This is a genomic window from Micromonospora sp. H61 (genome assembly GCF_018070325.1).
GTDB classification, from domain to species: Bacteria; Actinomycetota; Actinomycetes; order Mycobacteriales; family Micromonosporaceae; genus Micromonospora; species Micromonospora salmantinae.
In genome coordinates this window covers 101,464-120,194 of record NZ_JAGPXY010000009.1, presented here as the reverse complement: position 1 = coordinate 120,194, position 18,731 = coordinate 101,464, and the positions used below count along the sequence as shown (strand labels likewise).

At 72.4% G+C, this 18,731-nt stretch carries 17 protein-coding genes, 1 tRNA gene and 1 pseudogene; 9 read left to right on the top strand and 10 right to left on the bottom strand.

The window, feature by feature from the left end:
• Window positions 1-203 precede the first annotated feature (203 nt).
• Window positions 204-1,043 (bottom strand): 16S rRNA (cytidine(1402)-2'-O)-methyltransferase, encoded by an 840-nt coding sequence (rsmI, locus tag KBX08_RS07630; protein ID WP_247669021.1) that lies wholly within the window; start codon window positions 1,041-1,043, stop codon window positions 204-206.
• A 93-nt stretch (window positions 1,044-1,136) separates the two neighbouring features.
• Between rsmI and KBX08_RS07625 the strand changes: the two genes are divergently transcribed.
• The 3 genes from KBX08_RS07625 (at window position 1,137) to KBX08_RS07615 (ending at window position 5,271) form a co-directional block, all read left to right on the top strand.
• The gene (locus KBX08_RS07625) at window positions 1,137-2,846 is read left to right on the top strand and encodes a dolichyl-phosphate-mannose--protein mannosyltransferase (RefSeq protein WP_210781859.1); all 1,710 of its coding nucleotides are present in this window, start codon (window positions 1,137-1,139) and stop codon (window positions 2,844-2,846) included.
• A gap of 365 nt (window positions 2,847-3,211) precedes the next feature.
• Complete coding sequence (locus tag KBX08_RS07620) at window positions 3,212-4,489, top strand: VWA domain-containing protein (protein WP_210781858.1); 1,278 nt, start codon at window positions 3,212-3,214, stop codon at window positions 4,487-4,489.
• Entirely contained in the window at window positions 4,489-5,271 is a 783-nt protein-coding gene (locus KBX08_RS07615; RefSeq protein WP_210781857.1) for a peptidase, read from the top strand. Before KBX08_RS07620 ends, KBX08_RS07615 begins: the two co-directional genes overlap by 1 nt.
• A gap of 46 nt (window positions 5,272-5,317) precedes the next feature.
• Here KBX08_RS07615 and KBX08_RS07610 read toward each other — a convergent pair whose 3' ends face one another.
• Window positions 5,318-5,587 (bottom strand): hypothetical protein, encoded by a 270-nt coding sequence (locus KBX08_RS07610; RefSeq protein ID WP_203122828.1) that lies wholly within the window; start codon window positions 5,585-5,587, stop codon window positions 5,318-5,320.
• A gap of 198 nt (window positions 5,588-5,785) precedes the next feature.
• On the opposite strand from KBX08_RS07610, the gene KBX08_RS07605 reads away from it, so the two are divergent.
• Together KBX08_RS07605 and KBX08_RS07600 are read left to right on the top strand one after the other, a co-directional pair.
• A complete protein-coding gene (locus KBX08_RS07605; RefSeq protein WP_210781856.1) occupies window positions 5,786-6,442 on the top strand; it encodes a 4'-phosphopantetheinyl transferase in 657 nt (218 codons plus the stop codon).
• Between the two features lie 203 nt (window positions 6,443-6,645).
• Window positions 6,646-7,416, top strand: a complete 771-nt coding sequence (locus KBX08_RS07600) for a hypothetical protein (protein WP_210781855.1) — start codon at window positions 6,646-6,648, stop codon at window positions 7,414-7,416.
• A 64-nt stretch (window positions 7,417-7,480) separates the two neighbouring features.
• Here KBX08_RS07600 and KBX08_RS07595 read toward each other — a convergent pair whose 3' ends face one another.
• Both KBX08_RS07595 and KBX08_RS07590 read right to left on the bottom strand, forming a co-directional pair.
• Complete coding sequence (locus KBX08_RS07595; RefSeq protein ID WP_210781854.1) at window positions 7,481-8,497, bottom strand: hypothetical protein; 1,017 nt, start codon at window positions 8,495-8,497, stop codon at window positions 7,481-7,483.
• 120 nt (window positions 8,498-8,617) lie between these two features.
• Window positions 8,618-9,703, bottom strand: coding sequence for a Gfo/Idh/MocA family protein (locus KBX08_RS07590; RefSeq protein WP_210781853.1), 1,086 nt, complete (start codon window positions 9,701-9,703; stop codon window positions 8,618-8,620).
• 58 nt (window positions 9,704-9,761) lie between these two features.
• Between KBX08_RS07590 and KBX08_RS07585 the strand changes: the two genes are divergently transcribed.
• Both KBX08_RS07585 and KBX08_RS07580 read left to right on the top strand, forming a co-directional pair.
• Entirely contained in the window at window positions 9,762-10,496 is a 735-nt protein-coding gene (locus KBX08_RS07585) for a hypothetical protein (protein ID WP_210781852.1), read from the top strand.
• Between the two features lie 46 nt (window positions 10,497-10,542).
• The gene (locus tag KBX08_RS07580) at window positions 10,543-11,142 is read left to right on the top strand and encodes a hypothetical protein (RefSeq protein WP_210781851.1); all 600 of its coding nucleotides are present in this window, start codon (window positions 10,543-10,545) and stop codon (window positions 11,140-11,142) included.
• Between the two features lie 71 nt (window positions 11,143-11,213).
• Here KBX08_RS07580 and KBX08_RS07575 read toward each other — a convergent pair.
• From KBX08_RS07575 to KBX08_RS07550, 6 genes are all read right to left on the bottom strand, one after another.
• Window positions 11,214-11,287: transfer RNA gene (locus KBX08_RS07575), tRNA-Ala, on the bottom strand.
• Window positions 11,288-11,405: 118 nt separating this feature from the next.
• A complete protein-coding gene (locus KBX08_RS07570; RefSeq protein ID WP_210781850.1) occupies window positions 11,406-12,188 on the bottom strand; it encodes a hypothetical protein in 783 nt (260 codons plus the stop codon).
• A 200-nt stretch (window positions 12,189-12,388) separates the two neighbouring features.
• Entirely contained in the window at window positions 12,389-13,039 is a 651-nt protein-coding gene (locus tag KBX08_RS07565; RefSeq protein WP_210781849.1) for a GNAT family N-acetyltransferase, read from the bottom strand.
• 111 nt (window positions 13,040-13,150) lie between these two features.
• Window positions 13,151-14,464: a gephyrin-like molybdotransferase Glp gene (glp, locus tag KBX08_RS07560; protein ID WP_091394702.1), complete on the bottom strand. Its 1,314-nt coding sequence runs from the start codon at window positions 14,462-14,464 to the stop codon at window positions 13,151-13,153.
• The gene (locus tag KBX08_RS07555) at window positions 14,461-15,423 is read right to left on the bottom strand and encodes a UTP--glucose-1-phosphate uridylyltransferase (protein ID WP_124863014.1); all 963 of its coding nucleotides are present in this window, start codon (window positions 15,421-15,423) and stop codon (window positions 14,461-14,463) included. The genes glp and KBX08_RS07555 overlap by 4 nt, the downstream gene beginning before the upstream one ends.
• A 9-nt stretch (window positions 15,424-15,432) precedes the next feature.
• The gene (locus tag KBX08_RS07550; protein ID WP_210781848.1) at window positions 15,433-17,787 is read right to left on the bottom strand and encodes a diguanylate cyclase; all 2,355 of its coding nucleotides are present in this window, start codon (window positions 17,785-17,787) and stop codon (window positions 15,433-15,435) included.
• A gap of 85 nt (window positions 17,788-17,872) precedes the next feature.
• On the opposite strand from KBX08_RS07550, the gene KBX08_RS07545 reads away from it, so the two are divergent.
• Both KBX08_RS07545 and KBX08_RS33655 read left to right on the top strand, forming a co-directional pair.
• A complete protein-coding gene (locus KBX08_RS07545; RefSeq protein WP_210781847.1) occupies window positions 17,873-18,550 on the top strand; it encodes a 5-formyltetrahydrofolate cyclo-ligase in 678 nt (225 codons plus the stop codon).
• A pseudogene (locus KBX08_RS33655) lies at window positions 18,547-18,705 on the top strand (FmdB family zinc ribbon protein); the annotation flags it as partial. The gene KBX08_RS07545 and the pseudogene KBX08_RS33655, both read left to right, overlap by 4 nt.
• Between the last annotated feature and the right edge of the window lie 26 nt (window positions 18,706-18,731).

Here is an 18,731-nt window from a genome sequence, read left to right as displayed (position 1 = left end):
GCACCTGCGGTGGCTGCCCGGTCTGCTGGTGGTGCTGGCCTGCAGCGCCGGCATCGTCCGGTGGACCGGGTCGGCCCGGCTGCCCGGTCGCCGGCACCGCCGCTGGGCAGTGGCCGCCGCCATCGCCGGCCCCGCGCTGATCACCGTCGGCTTCCTGGCCGCCGCGTGGTGAACCCGCCGTCCGGCGGACCGGACCACAGCGGTCAGCTGTGCACGATCGTGTAGACGTCCCGGCGGCGCAGCGCGTACTCGGTGGCGACGTCGGTGATGGCGTCCCGGCGGGACCGGCCGGCGGCCTCCCGCTCGGCGACGGCGGCGCGCAGGGTGTCGTCGTCGGGGCGTTCGGCAGCGGTCACCGGGGCTCCGGCCACCACCAGGGTGATCTCTCCGCGCGGGTCCCCCTCGGTGGCCCACCGGGCCAGCTCGCCGAGGGGGCGGCGGAGCACCTCCTCGTAGGTCTTCGTGAGTTCGCGGCAGAGCGCGGCCGGCCGGTCCGCCCCGAACGTGTCGGCCAGGTCGGTGAGCGTCGCCCCGATCCGGTGCGGGGCCTCGAAGAAGACCAGGGTGCGTTCCTCGGCTGCGAGGGCGCGCAGCCGGGATCGGCGGCCGCCGGGGGTACGGGGCAGGAAGCCCTCGAAGCAGAACCGGTCGCAGGGCAGCCCGGAGACGGCCAGCGCGGTGGTGACCGCGCTGGGCCCGGGGGCGACGGTGACCGGCGCCCCGACATCCAACGTGGCACGGACCAGCCGGTAGCCGGGGTCGGAGACGCTGGGCATCCCGCCGTCGGTGACCAGCGCCACCACGTACCCGCCGAGGATGGCCTCGACCAGTTCGGGGGTGCGCCGCTCCTCGTTGCCCTCGAAGTAGGAGACGATTCGACCGCCGACGGTGAGGTCGAGATCGCGGGCCAGCCGGGTGAGCCGGCGGGTGTCCTCGGCGGCGACCACGTCGGCGCTGATCAGCACCTCCCGGAGTCGGGCCGAGGCGTCGGCGGGGTTGCCGAGCGGAGCACCGAGCAGAATCAGGCGCCCAACTTCGGACATTTCACCCACGGATTCGTCTCCATTCATTGCTGGGAATACCGGTATCAGGGACGACGGACGCCACCGGACACCTTGGCAGCCTACGATCGCCGGGTGACGAGTGCGTCGACAGCGCAGAGCCCGAGCGCCGATCCGGACAAGATGATCCCGGCGACGGGCGAGCCCGGTGCCACCCAGGAGCCGACGGCACCGAGCGCCGAGGGCGGTGGGGTGGCCGCTGTGGTCCGGCGACGGTTCGCCACCGTCGACACCCAGGTGGACCGGTTCTCCTGGCTGGCCACGGCAGTGGTGGTGGCCATCGCGGCGATCGTGCGCTTCGTCGGGCTGTCCAGCCCGAAGGGCAAGATCTTCGACGAGACGTACTACGCCAAGGACGCCTACGGGCTGATCTCGCGTGGCGTGGAGTGGAACTACAAGGACAACGTCCCGTCGTACGTGGTGCACCCGCCGCTGGGCAAGTGGTTGATCGGCGTCGGCGAGTGGGCGTTCGGCTATCAGGACGCCGATTCCAAGGTCTCCGTCCCCGGGCACCTGATGACCACCGCGCCGGAGTTCGGCTGGCGATTCTCTGCGGCGGTCATCGGCACGCTGTCGGTGCTGCTACTGGTCCGCATCGGTCGGCGGATGTTCCGCTCGACGGTGCTCGGCTGCGCGGCCGGCCTGCTGCTCGCCCTGGACGGCTTCCACCTGGTGCTGTCCCGCGCGGCCCTGCTCGACATCTTCCTGCTCTTCTTCGTGCTGGCGGCGTTCGGCGCGCTGGTGCTCGATCGGGACGCCCGCCGTCGACGCTGGGCCCGGGCCCTGGACGACGGGCTCGATCCGAGCCAGCCGGGCCGGGCCGGCCGCCCGCCGACCGGTTGGCGTACCTGGCCGTGGTGGCGGCTGGCGGCCGGGGTGCTGATCGGCTGCGCCTGTGCGGTGAAGTGGAGCGCCCTGTACTTCGTGCCGGCCTTCGCGCTGCTGGTGATCTTCTGGGAGGTCGGCGTCCGCCGCTCGGCGGGGGTCCGCCGGCCCTGGCGGGACACGCTCGTCGACGAGCTGCCCTGGCTGGTGCTCGCCGGCGTGCTCATGGTGGGCACCTACCTCGCCACCTGGTCGGGCTGGCTGCTCACCGACGACGGTTACTACCGGCTCGCGTCGTCCTACCCCGGCTCCCGGCTCAGCGACCGGCCGGTGATCGGTCCGCTGATCAACCTCTTCGAGTACCACCGCGCGGCGTACGGCTTCCACGCCCAGCTTGACGACGCGCACAAGTACCAGTCGTGGCCGTGGCAGTGGCTGCTGTTGGGCCGGCCGGTGGCGTTCCACTACGCCGGCGACGGCGTCTGCGGCGCGGCGAGCTGCGCCTCGGAGATTCTGCTGCTCGGCACCCCGCTGCTCTGGTGGTCGTTCCTGCCCGCTCTGGTGGCGCTGACCTGGCTGGGTGTGGCCCGTCGGGACTGGCGGGCCGGCGCGATCCTGCTCACCGTGGCCGCCGGGCTGCTGCCGTGGTTCTGGTTCGCCCTCGACGGCCGGACGATGTTCTCGTTCTACGCCGCGCCGGCGGTGCCGTTCCTGGTGCTGGCAGTGGTGTACGTGCTGGGCGCGCTGATCGCGCCCGCCGGGGGTGACGTGGGTACGGTGACGCCGCTGGTGCCCGGTGACCCGAGTTATGAGCGCCGACTGGTGGGCAGCATCGCGGCGGGGGCGTACGTGCTGTTGGTGGCGCTCTGTTTCGCGTACTTCTATCCGATCTTCGTGGGTCGGGTGATTCCCTACTCGGACTGGCTGTCCCGGATGTGGCTCGACGGTCGGTGGATATAAGCATCGACAGGCGACGCGCCGCACAGCGCGACGGAAGAAGGGCCCGCACGCCGAAGCGTGCGGGCCCTTCTTGACAAAGACGCGCGCCCCGATCGCCTGCCACGGGGGAAGCGGGCGATTGGGGCGCGCATGAAGAGCTTAACCACCGCGCACCACCGGCACAACGGGTCGACTTGGGTCAGATTTCCGACGGATGCTGGCCGAGCCGACACCTTCCCTCACACAGTTGACCGAGGGTGACCCGGCGTGGACCCTGAGCGCGGGCGTGGCCGGTCAGGGGCGATTGCCGACTTGGCCGGCGTCGTCGGTTCCGCACGCCTCCACCCAAACGATCATCCAAAGTGGATCTCACTACACTGCGGGTCGTGATCAACTTCAGACGATCGACGGCGGTCCTTCTCGGACTGTTGGCGACCACCGCGCTGACCGGGCCGGCGCAGGCCGACGAGGAGCCGGCGCCCGAGCCGCCCCGGGTCGAGCTGGTGCTCGACGTCAGCGGGTCGATGCGCGCCGCCGACATCGACGGACGCACCCGGATCTCGGTCGCCCAGCAGGCCTTCAACGACGTGGTGGACGCGCTGCCCGGGGAGACACAACTCGGCATCCGGGTGCTCGGCGCGACCTACCGCGGCAAGGACAAGAAGGTCGGTTGCCAGGACACCCAGCAGATCGTGCCGGTCGGGCCGGTGGACCGGTCCGCCGCCAAGGCGGCGGTGGCGACACTTCGCCCGACCGGGTTCACTCCGGTCGGGCTGGCGCTGCGCTCCGCCGCGCAGGACCTGGGCACCGGTGCCACCACCCGGCGGATCGTGCTGATCACCGACGGCGAGGACACCTGTGCTCCGCCGGACCCGTGCGAGGTGGCCCGGGAACTGGCCGCCCAGGGCACCAGCCTGGTCGTCGACACCCTCGGCCTGGCCCCCGACGAGAAGGTTCGCCGGCAACTTCTCTGCATCGCCAGCGCGACCGGCGGGACCTACACCGCCGCGCAGAGCGCCGAGGAGCTGACCGACCGGATCAAACAGCTCGTCGAGCGGGCCGGAGACACGCACACCCGGGCCCCGACCGTGGTCGGCGGCACGAGCGCGTGCGACTCGGCGCCACTGCTCGCCCCCGGCGTCTACGCCGACCGGGAGGCGTTCTCCGAGCATCGCTACTACCGGGTGCCGGTCCGCCCCGGGCAGGAGCTGCGGGCTTCGGTGAGCATGGCGTTGGACCGGGCCGTCAACCGCGACTACGGGGTGCTGCTGCGGGCCACCGCGGCCGACGGCCGGGAACTCGTCCGCGGCGCTGACGCCGGCAGCGGGCGGGCCGACGTGCTCTCCGCCGGGCTGCGCTGGTCAGCCACCGCCGACGACGAGGATGCCGCCGAGACCGAGCAGAGCTCCGCGCCGGTCATCGAACCCACCACCGTCTGCCTGGTGGTCAGCAACTCGTTCGCCCCGCGTCCCGGCACCGCGGCCACCCCGGGCATGCCGGTGGAGTTGACCATCGACGTGGTCGCCGCCGCGCCCGCACCGGACGGACCGGACCTCGGCCGGGGCTGGGCGCTGCTCGCACTGCTCACCATCGCCGGGCTGATCACCGGCCTGCTCGCCGGTCTGCTCACCCGCTGGTGGGTCGCCACCTGGAGGGAGAACTGATGCGTACCGCACTGTTCCGGTCGACGGCGGCGCTGCTCGCCGCCGGCGTGGCCGCTCTGCTCCCCGCTGCGGCCGCCGCCGCACCGACCCCCTCCCCGGGTGCCACGCCGGTGAACCGTGCCGGCACGTCGTTCCTCACCGCCACCCCGATCACCGCCGGGCAACCGGTGCGGGTGGACGCCTCGATCGGCGACCACCTCTACTGGTCGTTCCCGGCGACGGCCGGCCAGGTGCACGAGATCAACGCCACCGTCACCTTCCCGAAGGGACGCAGCGGCGCCTCCACCTGGACGGTGGACGTCTTCGACGGGCTGCGCCGACGCCAGGCGTGCACGGCGGGGGCCCAGACCCCGACCGTCGACGCGAAGGCGTCGAACGTGGTGCTGGGCTGCACGCTGCGCGAGGTGCGGTCGTGGGCGGAGCCCTGGTCGGCCGACCCACTGCCCGGCACCTACGTCGTGAGACTCTCCGTGATCGAGCTGCCGGAGCCGGATCTGGGTGCGCCGATCGACGTCGACCTGCTGGTCGGCACCATCGCCGACCGGGGCGCCTCGGCTGACGACGGCGAGTTGGCCGCCCCGCTGGTGCCGAACACCAAGGCCGGCACGGTGCTCAACGCCGTACCTCCGGTGGACGCGGAGGCCGACGACGAGAGCGGCTCGCTGGCGGACTGGTTGCCGGATCTCGGCTCGCGCTGGGTCTGGACCGGCATCGGCGGCGCGCTCGCCGCGGTGGCCGGCGTGTTCGGCTTCGCGATGACCCGACGCCCTCGACGTCGCTGAAACGCCACCTCTGGTGGCCCCGCCCAGCGGCGGGGCCACCAGAGACTCAGCTACGCCGCGAGCCGCGCGGCAACCAGCCGATGAACCTATCCTGGAGCGACATCACCGGGGCTGCGCGCAGATCCTCGGTGGCGGCGGCGAGGCAGGAGCCAAGATAGACGCTGAGCATTGCGCGGTCACCCCCGTACTCCGCCAGCAGCCGGGTGCGCTTCGTCGCGCACGGCCACTCGTCACCACAGGAGCCGCAGCTCCAGCAGGGGGTTTTCGGGGCGTGTTCGTCAGCCCGCACCCCCGGCCGTTCCAGGCCATCGGTCATCGCACGTCCTTCCAGATGTCCACGGGACTGGCGGCTGCCGTGCCGGCCAGCATTGATGGTGGTCCCCCCGGAGCCATCAGGGAGAGCGCTGCGCGTCCCTCCGGTGTTACATCTTTGCGGTACCTTCGGCGGTCGTGGGAGTCGGAAATTTGACGGTTAACTCGATGCGTCATTCCTACCGACCAGTAGGTCACCGGAATGCGTGACCTGCTGCCATCGACGGTCGCCGTCGCCGTCGCCGGGCCCGAGGACTGGACGGGCGAATTGCTCCCCGCTGAGCAGGCATGTCTCGGTGAGCAGGCGGTGCAGACCCGTCGGCGGGACTTCGCCGCGGGAAGGATCTGCGCCCGCAGGGCATTGCGCGACCTGGGCCTGCCGACGACCGCAGTGCCGGCCGCCGCCGACCGCGCGCCGGTCTGGCCGGCCGGGGTGGTCGGCAGCATCACCCACACCGCCGGCTACTGCGCCGCAGCGGCGGCGCACACCACCGACATCCGGTCCGTCGGGATGGATGCCGAGCAGCACCGCGAGGTCAATCCGGGAGTACGCAGACTCGTGCTGCTGCCCGAGGAGGAGGCCGCCTGCGCACGGCTGCCCAGCGGCACCTACTGGCCGGTTGTGCTGTTCAGTGCGAAGGAGACCGTCTACAAGGTGTGGCATCCGATCGTCCACGGCTGGTTGGACTTCCACGACGCCCTACTCGACATCGACCCCGATGCCGGCACGTTCACTGCCCGGATCGCACCGGCCCGGGTGGACGCGGCGGGGGTCGACAACCCGCCGACATCGATCAGCGGCCGCTTCGTGATCGCCGACGGTCTGGTCCGCACCGCCGCCGCACTTCCGGCACGTTGACCTCGTCTGGTTACTCATAGCGATGAATGGAATACCGATCCACATTGGCGTTCGGTGACCGACTGAACACCGTCCACGCTGGCCAGAGCGACTTCGTATCCTCGCGATGGAAAGCCCTCCAGCGTGGCCACTGAGCGTTCCGCCACCCACGGTAACGTCGAAGAGTTCCCCGCACCGCACGTACCGAAGCGTCAAGGAGTACGGTGACCCACCCCCAGCCCCGCGTCAGGCCGCACGACCCCCGACAGCCGAACCCGCAGTCGCCGACCCGCTCGTTCGCGGCGACACCGCAGCCGCCGTTCTCGGGGGCTGCGTACCCGGCGGCGGGCGGGCACCCGGGCGATGGCGGCGGATATCGGGCACCCGGTGGCTCCGGCTACCCGATCATCGCACCACCACCGGCGCAGACCGACCGCGCCAAGAAGTCCGTCGTTGTCGTTGCGGTCACCGCGGCCGTACTCACCCTGCTCACCTGCGCCGGCGGCATCGTGGCGGTCGTCATCGGCGCCAAAGGCACCTCGACCACTGTGAGCGAGGCACAGGCCACCCCACCGACCCCGCCGCCGGCGAACGGCGACACCCGCGACCTGTCGCCGGGCGACACCCTGGTCGTCAACAACGAGGCCGGCACCGTCGAGATCACCGTGACGAAGTTCAGCAGCGCCACCAAACCCTGCAAGGCCCACGGGCTGAAGCCCGGCGAGGGCATGTACGTGATCGCCGACGTGACGGTTGCTGTCACCAAGGGCACCGTGTCGACGAACCCGCTCTACTTCCAGTGGGTCGCCGCCGACGGCACCAAGACCACAGCGATCGGTGGAGCCTTCTCCGGCTGCGGCAAACCGATGCCGGCCGTCGACGACCTGACCGCCGGCACCAGACGCACCGGCAGCGTCGTGTTCGACGTGCACGACACCTCGGGCGCGTTGGAATACCAGGACCAGTTCCAGACCGCCGGTTCCTGGAAGCCGTGACGCGCTGACGCGACGTGGGGCCGACCCGTCCGGGCCGGCCCCACGCGGTGGGAGAGTCGGTGGGTCAGCAGCCCGTCCAGCGCACCGGAGTCACCCGGTCGGCGAGGACGTTGCGGAACCCGACGATGGTGCCCGAGTCGGAGATGGACCGCGCCCCGACGGCCACCCCTTCGCCGCCGCCCGGCAGGACCCGGGAGGTGGAGCCCCTGGCAACGCGGTCACCACCCACCACGACGCCCTTGGCGTTGATGCCGGTCAGTGCCGGCATCTCCTGGTCGAGCAACGTGTGCGAGCCGTTGCGGAGGTCCCACCGCACCCTGGTCGAGGTGCTGCCGCCGAGCCATGCCTGGCCGATCGCCCAGCGGCCCGCCGCCGCGCCGGCCGTGCTCCACTCGGCACCCGGGAACGTGAGCGCGTCGATCCGGCCGTTCGGCCGGCGGACCCAGCTGCTCCAGTCTCCGAAGGGCCCGGCGCTGCCGACGATGGTCCCGTTGTCAGTGATCCCACCAGCCTGGGCGTCGACGGGGGCGTCGAGCACCTCGACCGTGCCCGGACGGGCGGCAGGCCAGCGCAGCGCGACCAGTTCCCCGGGGACGATGTCGGAGCCGTAGCCGACGATGTCGCCGGCATCGTTGATGGCGCTGACGAAGATGCCGGTGGACGGCAGCACCGGCAACTGCTCGAGCTTGCCGGCGCGGTACCTCCACGGCTGCCCGTAGCCGGTCTCCGCCGATCCGTTGCCGATCACGACGCCGTCGGCGTTGATGTCGACGGGGGTGGCCGAACCCTCCGACTCCAGCTCGGTGACCCGCTGCCCGTCCCAGAACAGCAGCAGGTACTGGTTCTCGGTCTCACCGACCCGCAGCGCGGTGCCCGCGACGTAGCGACCCGTCGGGTCGACCGCGTTCGCGTCGGCGCGATAGGTGTCGGTCGGGTACGGCAGCGTACTGATCTTGCAGGTGCGGAGGGCGGCCCCGGCGGGCGCGGCGGTCGCGGTCGCGGAAACAGCGACGCCGAGTGAGGTGGCCAACAGACCGGTGGCGGTGGCTGCGAGCATCCGGCGTCGAGTGCTTCGGTTCATCCTTGCTCCCCGTGTGGGGCCCGGGTGCTCCCGGGCATTCGGTTGATACCCGGCTTCACAGGTGAGCTGGCTTCACGGTTGCGAACTGTCGGCCAAGGGACAGAAGTGGATCCGCCGGAGCTACCGCCCCCATGCCTCGGTGGCGGTGACGACCGGCCGGCCGGTGCGTACCGATTCTTCGATGGCGAGGCTGATCAGGTGGTCCTGGCAGGCTTCGGCAAGCGGGTACGGAGCCGGGCCCTCCTCCCGCGCCCATGCCCCCGCGCGGGCGACGATGTCGGCGACCGCGATGTCGTCGTCGGACAGTCCGCTGCCGACGAACGGATTGCGGTAGACCACGTCGCCGTCGAAGCTGATGTGCTTGAGGTCGAGCCCTTCCAGGTTGAGGTCGAGACCGGTCTGCCGCCGGGTCAGGAGCGACTCCACCGGTGTGCTCGGGTCGACCAGGCGGACCACCCGGTCGTCCACCAGCTCACCGAGCGAGCCCCGGACCACCAACCGGCGGGTCCGCAGCGGGTTCCACCACTGGTTGTCGGTGAAGTCGTACAGCCCCATCCGCCCGCCGAAGTCGATGGTCGCGAGGGTGGTGGAGAGCTGCTGCGGGGTGTCGTCGCCGCTCCAGCCGGCCGGCGAGAGTGGATTGGCCAGCGGCGCGACGAAGGCGCGCGCGCTCACCTCGGCGCTCTCATGACCGACGCCGAGCAGACCCCGGATCAGTGAGACCGCGTGGTACAGGTGGGTCGAGGAGATCTGGACCGAGGTCGGCTCACCGAGCACCCCGGCGCGGACCAACGCCAGCCGCGCCGCGTGCCCGGGCATCAGCAGATACTGCTCGGCGACCTGCACCAGGCCGCTGCCTCCGACGTCGGCCCAGAGCGAGCGCAGACCCGCCAGGTCGGGGGCGGGCGGCGTCTCGGCGAGCACCGGTACGCCGGCCGCCACCAACTCCCGGGTCGCCTCTGGTGTCACCGGCCACGGCACCGACACGATGACGAAGTCCGGCCGCTCGTGGGCGAGCAACTCCGCCGTCGTGCGGAAGGTCGGCACGCCCCAGTCGGCCGTCACGGCGGCTCCCCGCGATTCGGTACGCGTCACCACCCCGGTCACCCGGAACCGCTCGGGGAGCAACCGGGCCAGGCGAAGGAAGAACTCACCTCGCCAGCCGCTGCCGACGATGCCGAACCGGGTCTGGGCCACCGAAGTCATCTGGGCTCCTCACGTAGAGGTCCGGATGCTAACCGTTCTCCTTCGCTAGGTTGTGCTGATGACCACCGAGCCGCTGCGGGCCGTACCCGTGCTGGTGCCCGACGCGGGACCGCCCCTGGACTACTACCTGGTCCTATCTCGACTCGACGACCGCAGCCCGGCCACCACTGTGGAAGGGATCGTCGTCGAGGAGTTCGCTCGCCACCACGACTACACGACGACCGGGCTGGACAGCGCCGGCTGGACGCCGGAGGCCGGCTGGTGGAGTTCCGCCACATTGAGCCGCGGCATGCGCGCCGACCCCGAGGTGCTGGGGCGGGTGCTCCCCACCTCCCGCCGGGAGGCCGAGGACGTCTACCGCGCGCTCGGTGGCGGGCAACTGCCGAACGAGCCGGTGCTTCGGACGCACTTCCTCGACCGTCAACCGATCGCCACCGCCCCGCCGCTGCGGCTCGGCCCGGCGCAGCCACCGGCCGGCTTCCACGAGCGACGGGTGTACCGGGTCCTCTTCGCCAAGGATCTCGGCGCCGAGCAGGTGGCGAGCCTCCGGACGGCCTGGCGGACACCAGCGGGCGGCACGGGCGCATCCGCCGCGACCGGTCGTCTCGACATGCACGGCGACCAGATCACCTGGGATCTGCGCCGCGTCGGGCACTCGCTCGCCTGGTGTCTCGACGTGACCGCACTACTGAGGACCGACGCCACCATGCTGCTCGGCTCGGCCCTGTCCGAGCTGACGAACGTCCTGCGCCAGCACGGCTTGATACCCGTGACGACCGAACGCTTCTCCTAGGGCATGGCACTGGCCACCGGACCACCCGACGAGACCGGAGGCTCGAGTGTCAGTCGATCTTGAGGCAACGCTGGCCCGGCCCATCTCGCTCGCCGAGATGGTGATCGCCACACGGGCCACCCTGGCCGAACTCCTCGGCCTGGACACGACACCCGAGCTGAGCCTGTTCACCGACCGACGTTACGAGCGGGGACGCCGCGTCACTTCCGGTCGCCGCCTCGACGCGGCGGAACTCCTGTCCACCACCATCGGCGACCGCATTGAACGCCAGCCCAACGGAATGCCAGGCTCGATCCACCTTGAGATCGACGTCTCGGGGTTCGAGGACGGTGCCTGGCTCCTGGTCATCGACCACGAGCCGGAGACCGGCTGTGTCCCAGAGGCCGTCTTCAGCCCTTACCGCACCTGCGTGAGTGTCGTGGTAGCGCTGGCCATGGCACTTGCCGTCGCCGACCGCACTGGCGGCCAGTTCACCGACGACCAGATCCAGCTCCTACAGCCGGGCCACACCCACCCGCGCCACATGATCACGGCGACTCGACTGCCACCTGAGCCGGGCGAGTTCACCCAGAGATGCGAGCGCTACCTTCGCCAGTTCGCGAATCTCGGCGGGTGGCCACGCGACGTGTCGATGGGGCGTACGTGATGGGCACGGCTTGTCACCCGGAAGATCGAAAAGGCCGTCTCCGACTTGCGGAAACGGCCTTTGACCTGGGGTGGAGCTGAGGGGATTTGAACCCCTGACCCCCTCGATGCGAACGAGGTGCGCTACCAGTCTGCGCCACAGCCCCCCGCCGGCGAACCGGCTTCGGTCCCACCCGGCTTACACCGGGCGGGCCGGCAGCAAGGCTAACAGGTCGTCGGCCTCCACCGCGAATCCGCCCCCGGCCAGGCGCGGCCGGGACCGCGTCAGGCGCCTCGGCCGGCCTCGTAGGGGCGGCCGCGCAGGCCGCCCGACCGCCGGTACGAGACCGATCCACCGTTGACCGCAGCCGGCAGGTCTCCCGGCCGGTCCAGGCCCATGGCGGCTCGGCGTACCCCTTCGCGCTGGGCGGCGAGGCGGCGCTGCGCCTCCCGGCGGGCTGCGGCCCGGCGGGCCTGCTCCCGGCGCACCTCGGCCTGCCGGGCGGCCAACCAGGCGGCCTCCCGGGCTCGGGCGCGGCGGCGGCGACGCCCGGCGAGAGCCTGACCCCGCAGGTGCACGACGTACAGGGCCAGGAGCAGGAAGGTGACCCCGAAGCCGACCCAGAAGCCGGGGCTGACGAACAGCACGCCGACCAGCTCGACGACGTTGAGGAGGAGCAGGGCGGCGAGCACCCGGCGACGCCGGTACACGGCGGGGGTGTGCTGTCGGCGCGGCGGCGGGCGGCGACGGGGCCGCTTCGGCGCGGCGGGCACGGCGCGCAGTCGACCGGAGCGGCGGCCGGCCGGTGGCGCGGAGACCGGCGCGCTCAACGCGCCGGTAGTCGCGTCTTCACTGAGGGTGACGATCAGTGAGCGCGGAGGATGGACGGGTCGCCGTCCCGGCACAGTGCGGCGCCGCCGACGGCGCTGGAGCACCCGCGCCGTCGACTGCGCCCGCTCCGCCACCAACCGCTCGGTGGCGTCGTACCGGCGAACCAACGCCGGGGCCAGGGCGAGCAGGCCGGCGGCGGCGAGGACGGCGAGGAGCACCGAGGTCGGCACCCTCACCCCTCCCGTCACCGAATTCGAAGCAACCGCCATCCGACCGCAGGATCTTCCATCGATCACGCCTGGGCGCGTGGATCGTCCGGCCGGGGAGCGCTTGCCGCAGCTTGCAGTTACTTGAGGTTACGGCGCACCGACCGGGATGCCACCGCGCCGCGCCGATCCCGTCCGTGGGACGAGTGGGCGGATGTCGGGAAATCCTCCTACCGCGCGTTGGCGCGAACCCGGTGCCAGCGGGCCAGCAGGCCACCCTCGGCGGCGATCTCCTCACTCGTCATCGCGTACCCGACGTGGTCCCGCCAGGCGCCGTCGATGTGCATGTAGCGCACGTGGTACGACTCTTCGCGGAAGCCCAACTTCTCCACGACCCGCCGGGACGGCCGGTTCTCCGGACGGATGTTCACCTCCACCCGGTGCAGCCCGCCCGGGCCGAACGCGTGGTCCACGGCGAGCGCCAGCGCCGTCGGGATCACGCCCCGGCCGGCGACCCGCGCGTCCACCCAGTAGCCGACGTACCCGGAGCAGAGGGCCCTCCGCACGATGCTGCCCACGTTGATGTGCCCGACCAGCCGGTCCCGGTCGGACTCACGCAGGCAGACCGCGAAGGGCATGCCCTCACCCTCGCGGGCCGAACGCCGCTGGTCACGGTGCACCCAGCGGAACGCTGCCGGCGAGTTCAACTCGTCCCAACCGCCGGGCAGTGACGACTCCCAGGGTGCCAGCCAGGCCCGGTTGGCCCGCCGCACCTCCGACCACGCCGCCGCGTCGGAGCGCCGGTAGGGCCGCAGCAGCACTGGGCCGTCGGCCAACTCCACCGGCCAGCCCGGTGCCCGCGCGGGTCCGAAGAGACTCACCCGCACAGTCTCCCGCGCGGGACCGTGTCGCGCACAAGTGGCCCCACCGCGTTCACCGCGAAGATCCGACGGTCATCCGACGCGGGCCGCGAGCGGACCGGCCGGGACGCGTCACCGGCGGCGGTCCAGCAGCAGGACGTCCACCGTGGAGCCGGCCGCGGCCGTGGTGACCCGCTCGCCGAGCACCAGCAGCCCGTTGGCCTCGGCCAACCCGGAGAGGGTGAACGGTCCGCCGCTGAGCGGCTGGACCGTGTACCCGCCGCCGCGTCGCTCGGCGACGTGCGCCGGCCGGAACTCGCGCAGCCCCGTCGGCGACGACACGGTCTCCAGCAGGTGTGCCCGCACACTGGGTCGGAACACCGGCTCGGCGCCGGCGAGCAGTTGGATGGCGGGGCGGGCCAGCACCTCGAAGCCGATCAGCGCGGCGCCCGGGTCGCCGGGCAGGCAGACCACCGGCACCTCCTCGGCGCCGACAGTGCCGAACCCGAGCGCGGTGCCGGGATAGAGCGCCACGTCGGTGAAGGTGACCGGCCCGGCGCGACCGCCCTCACGGCGGGAGAGGATCCGACGCACCATGTCTCCGGGGCCGGTGCCGGTGCCGCCGGTGGTGATGATCAGGTCGGCGCGCAGCGTCTGATCCTCCAACAGCCCGCGCAGCCCTTCCGGGTCGTCGTCGCAGATCCCCACCCGGTACGCCAGCGCGCCCACCTCGGCCGCCGCGGCGGTCAGCGCGTGCGAGTTCGCATCTACCACCTGACCGGGCTGACTGCCCCGGCCCACGTCGACGAGTTCGTCACCGGTGGCCACGATGACCACCCGTGGGCTGGGCCGGACCACCACATGCCCGATGCCGGTCGCCGCGAAGACGGCGACCAGGGCCGGGGACACGTAGGTGCCGGCCCGAGCGAGCAGGGTGCCGGCGGGCAGTTCCTCACCCGCTCGGCGTACCCCGTACCCCCGTTTGGGGGTGCGGAAGATCTCCACCGCGGCCATGCCCTGGTCGGTCCACTCCACCGGGACCACGACGTCGGCGGCGACCGGCAGCGGGGCCCCGGCGGCCACCGAGAAGCACGAGCCGGGGGTGAGCCGGACCGGCCGCCAGCTCGCGGCGCCGAGATCGCCGACCACGTTGAGCCGGATGGTGCGGCCGCCTGGCGTGCCGGAGGGGGCCGGGACGTAGCTCGGCCCCCGGCCCCCTCCGGAAATGTCCTCCCAGCGCGCGGCGTAGCCGTCCACGGCCGCCTGGTCGAAGGCCGGGAAGGCGTGCGGCGCGACGACGTCCTCGGCGAGGACGTTGCCGTGCGCCTGGGTGAGGTCGAGGTCGAGTGGCGGCAGCGCGCGCAACCTGCGCAGCACGCTGCCCAGGTAGTCGGCGAGCGGCGTCAACTCGTTCGCGGCCGCCTCGGCGTCGGCCGTCGCGGTCATGTACCAGATCCGCCTGCCGCGTCGGCCTTGACGAAGTCGGCCAGCCACGACCGGAACTCGGTGCCCAGGTCCTCGCGCTCGGCGGCGATCTGCACCACCGTCTGGAGGTAGCCCAGCGGCATGCCGGTGTCGTAGCGGGTGCCGCGGTAGACGATCGCGTGCACCGGGACGCCCTCGGTACGCAGCAGCTCCATCGCGTCGGTCAGCTGGATCTCGCCGCCGCTGCCCGGCTTGGTCCGCCGGATCGCGTCGAAGATCTTGCCCGGCAACACGTAGCGGCCGAGCACGGCGAGGTTGCTCGGGGCGTCCTCGGGCTGCGGCTTCTCCACCATCCCGGTCACCTTGACGACCTCGCCGATGTCGGTCAGCTCCGACTCGGCCGGCTCGACGGAGGCGATCCCGTACCGCTTGGTCTCGGACGGGTCGACCTCGAAGAAGGCGAGCACCACACCGCCGGTGCGGGCCTGCAACTCCAGCATGGCCGGCAGCAGCGGCTCCGACGGCTTGACGAACTCGTCGCCGAGCAGCACCGCGAAGGGCTGGTCGCCGACGTGCGACTCGGCGTACCCGATGGCGTGGCCGAGCCCGAGCTGTTCGGGCTGCCGCACTGTGTAGATCTCGGCCAGCTCGCTGGGCCGACGTACGGCAGCCAGCCGCTCGGAGTCACCCTTCTCCTCCAACCTGGTCTCCAGGTCCGGGCGACGGTCGAAGTGGTCCACCATCGACGTCTTACCCCGACCGGTGATCAGCAACACGTCACCGATGCCAGCCTGCGTGGCCTCCTCGACGATGTACTGCAACACCGGCCGATCCACCACCGGCAGCAGTTCCTTGGGCACCGCCTTGGTGGCCGGCAGGAACCGGGTAGCCAGTCCGGCGGCCGGGATGACGGCCTTGACCGCCAGGGGACGGCCGTTTGCGGCGACCGTCGATGAGGGGTTCGCTGAGTGCTCCGACATGCCGCGAGACTATCGGCCACGGCTCTGCCGCGGCGGGTGTGGCCCAGAAGACGCGCCGCCACCCGGCCCCGGCCGCGCCGCGTCCGGGCCGGCCCGCGCCGCGCCCGTCGCGCTGTCCGGCGTGTCGTCGACCGAATCCGGTCGGGCGTCCGCCGGACCCGCCAGCGATGATTCCGGTACGCCCGCCGCCGGGTCGGACCGGGCGGGCCCGCCCGGCTCCCGGCTGACCTGCACCGGCTGGCCGGCGCGCGGCAGCCCGTCGGGTGGGCTCACCGCACACGCGAGCACCGGAATCTCCCGGGTCGGCAGCTCCGAGCGCACCTCGGCGACCCGGTACGTGTCGCGGCCCGCCGCCTTGGCCGCGTAGAGCGCGTCGTCGGCGGCCTCCAGCACCTCCCGCCCGGTGCTGCCGTGGTCCGGGAAGACGGCGATGCCCACCGACACGGTCACCAGGACCGGCCCGGCGTACGCCTCGACGGCGATGGGCGTGTCGCGCACCGCCGCGCCGAGCCGCTCGGCCACGATCGCCGCGCCCCGCGCGTCGGTCTCCGGCAGCAGCAGCACGAACTCCTCACCACCCTGGCGGAAGGCCAGGTCGACCTCACGGATCTCTCCGCGCACCCGGCGGGCGAACTCGGCCAGGACGGTGTCCCCCGCGGCGTGCCCGTAGGTGTCGTTGACGTCCTTGAACCGGTCCAGGTCCAACGCGAGGACGCTGAGCATCCGCCCGAAGCGGCTGGCCCGTTCCACCTCCCGCCGGATCGACTCGCGCAGGTAGCGGTAGTTCCACAGCCCGGTGAGCGGGTCGGTGAGGGAGAGCCGCTGCGCCTCCTCGTGCACCCGGACGTTGTCCACCGCCACTGCCGCGTGGCCGGCGAAGGTGCGCAGGGTGGCCAGGTCGTCGTCGTCGAACTCGTCGGCGCCCAGCCGGTCGTAGAGGGCCAGTACGCCGAGCGCGGCCGCCGCGCCCGCCTCGTCGACCGGCCCCGAGGGCCCGCCGAGGGTGGCCGTGGCACCGCCGGCCGGGGCGGCGAACGGAACCGCGACGTAGGTGCGACAGCGTGGCTCACCCGTTGGCGCCCCGGTCGGCTCCGCCCTGCCCCGCTGCGGTTCCCCGGTGGCGGCGACCTCACCGACCACACCGACGCCGACCGGCACCCGGAGCGTCTGCGACCCGTCCGCCTCCTCGGCCGGCCAGCGCCCGTCCAACCCCTCGGTGCACTGCGCGACGAGCACCCCGCCGGTCTCCACCAGCAGCACGGCACCCGCCCGTGCGCCGGTGGCCCCGATGGCACTGCGCAGGATCACCCGCAGGATGCGTTGCAGGTCGTGCGTGCTGGCCAGGGTGTCGCCGAGCACCGCGAGGTGCCCGCGCAGCTGATCCCGGTTGCTGGTCAACGCCGCGACGTAGGAGCCGGTCTCCCGGGTCATCCGGTTGAAGGCGGCGGCCAACCGTCCCAACTCGTCGCGGCTGCGTACCGGCACCCGGGCGGTCAGGTCGCCCTGGGCCACCCGGTCGACCGCGCCGGCCAGTTCCGCCAGCGGCCGGGTGGTCAACCGGGCCAGCCGCCAGGCGGTCAGCACCGCGAGCAGCCCGGCCAGCACCACCACCCCGACCAGCGTGGCGTGCAGCCCCGGTGGCCGTTCACTGGGCACGGAGAGCACCAGTGGCAGTGGCTGCGCGTCGGAGGGCCCGAGCCTGCGCACATACCGGCCCTCGTTGGTCTCGGTGACCTGCTCGCCCCGTACGCCGACGGCGGCGGCCAGCACCGCGTCGCGGACGTCACGGGACTCGGTCGTGTGGGTGACCCGCGCGGCGCTCGCCCCGCTGTCGAGCAGGGTGACCGCCACCCCGGTCACCGCCGCCAGTCGGGCCACGAAGGCCGGGTCGAGCAGTTGTGCGGCGGTCACAGTGCCCAGCCGGGTGCCGGCACGATCGTGCAGGTCGACCTGGGCGGCCAACGCACGGACCGGGCCGGCCGAGCCCCCGTTCGTGCCCCCGTTCGTTTCTTCGGTCGAGCCGGCGCAGTCCTGCCACGGGGTCGACGGAGCACCGGGCGATATGTAGGTGATCTGGCCGGCCATGTCGGTGACCAGCACCGCGGCGGCCAGACCCCGGCCGACCAGTTGCGCGGCGGCGACGGCCGGATCGGCGGTGAGCGCCACCGCGTCGGCGGTGGCGCGTAGCTGCTGGCAGAGCGCGTCGACCGAGGTACGAACGGTGGACGCCGCCACCGCCAGGCGCTCGGTGGAGCGGCTGCGGTCGCCCGCCGCGACGGTGGAGGCGACGAAGAGCGCGCCGAGCAGGACCGGCCCGAGCACCACCACGAGGAAGGCTGCCGTCAACCGCCCGCGTAGCGTCACTCGGTCCCCCCGGAAGTTCCGCCTCCGTTGCTTGCGATGCTGACACAGTGCAACCGTGGGAGAGGCGTTGCGTCAGGAGTGTTGCGTGCCGGAATTTTCTGATGAAGCGGAAGTGACCCGGATGGCGAAGCGGGACACCCGCGTCGAGCTGCTCGCTCGCCGCCGGTCGCTGCCCGCCGAGACCCGGGCAGCCGCCGCCGGGCGCGTGCAGGCCGAGCTGGTCGCCCTGGTACGCCGGCTGCGCCCGCACCGGATGACGGCGTACGTGCCGGTCGGCTCCGAACCCGGCGGCGCCGACCTGCCCGAGGTGCTGCGGGCGGCGCTGCCGGCGGAAGCCGAGTTGCTGCTGCCGGTGCTCCTCGCCGACCTGGATCTGGACTGGGCGGCGTATACCGGGCCCGGTGCCTTGATCGCGGCGGGGCGGGGTATCCGAGAACCAGTGGGTGCCCGCCTCGGGGTGACCGCCGTGGCGCACGCGGAGCTGGTGGTCGTACCGGCTCTCGCTGTCGACGGCGACGGTCGGCGGCTCGGGCGCGGCGGCGGCTCGTACGATCGCGCACTCGCCCGGGTACCCGAGGCGACCCTGACGGTGGTGCCGTTGCACGACGGTGAGCTGGTCGAGGCGCTGCCGGCGGAGCCCCACGACCGCCGGGTGCGCGCGGTCGTCACTCCCGCCGACGGGGTGCGTACGCTTGACGGCGGCCCGGGTGCGGCGCACGGTGTCGCGCCCCACACGTCTGCTGGACGAACCCGGGCCGAATGACGCACCATTGGCACTCGAATACGTCGAGTGCCAACTGGCTGAGCCCAGATCCGGAGGAGAACGTGCCCACGTACCAGTACGCCTGCACCACGTGCGGTGAGCAGCTCGAGGCGGTGCAGTCCTTCTCTGACGAGCCGCTGACCGAGTGCCCGGCGTGTCAGGGGCGGCTGCGCAAGGTCTT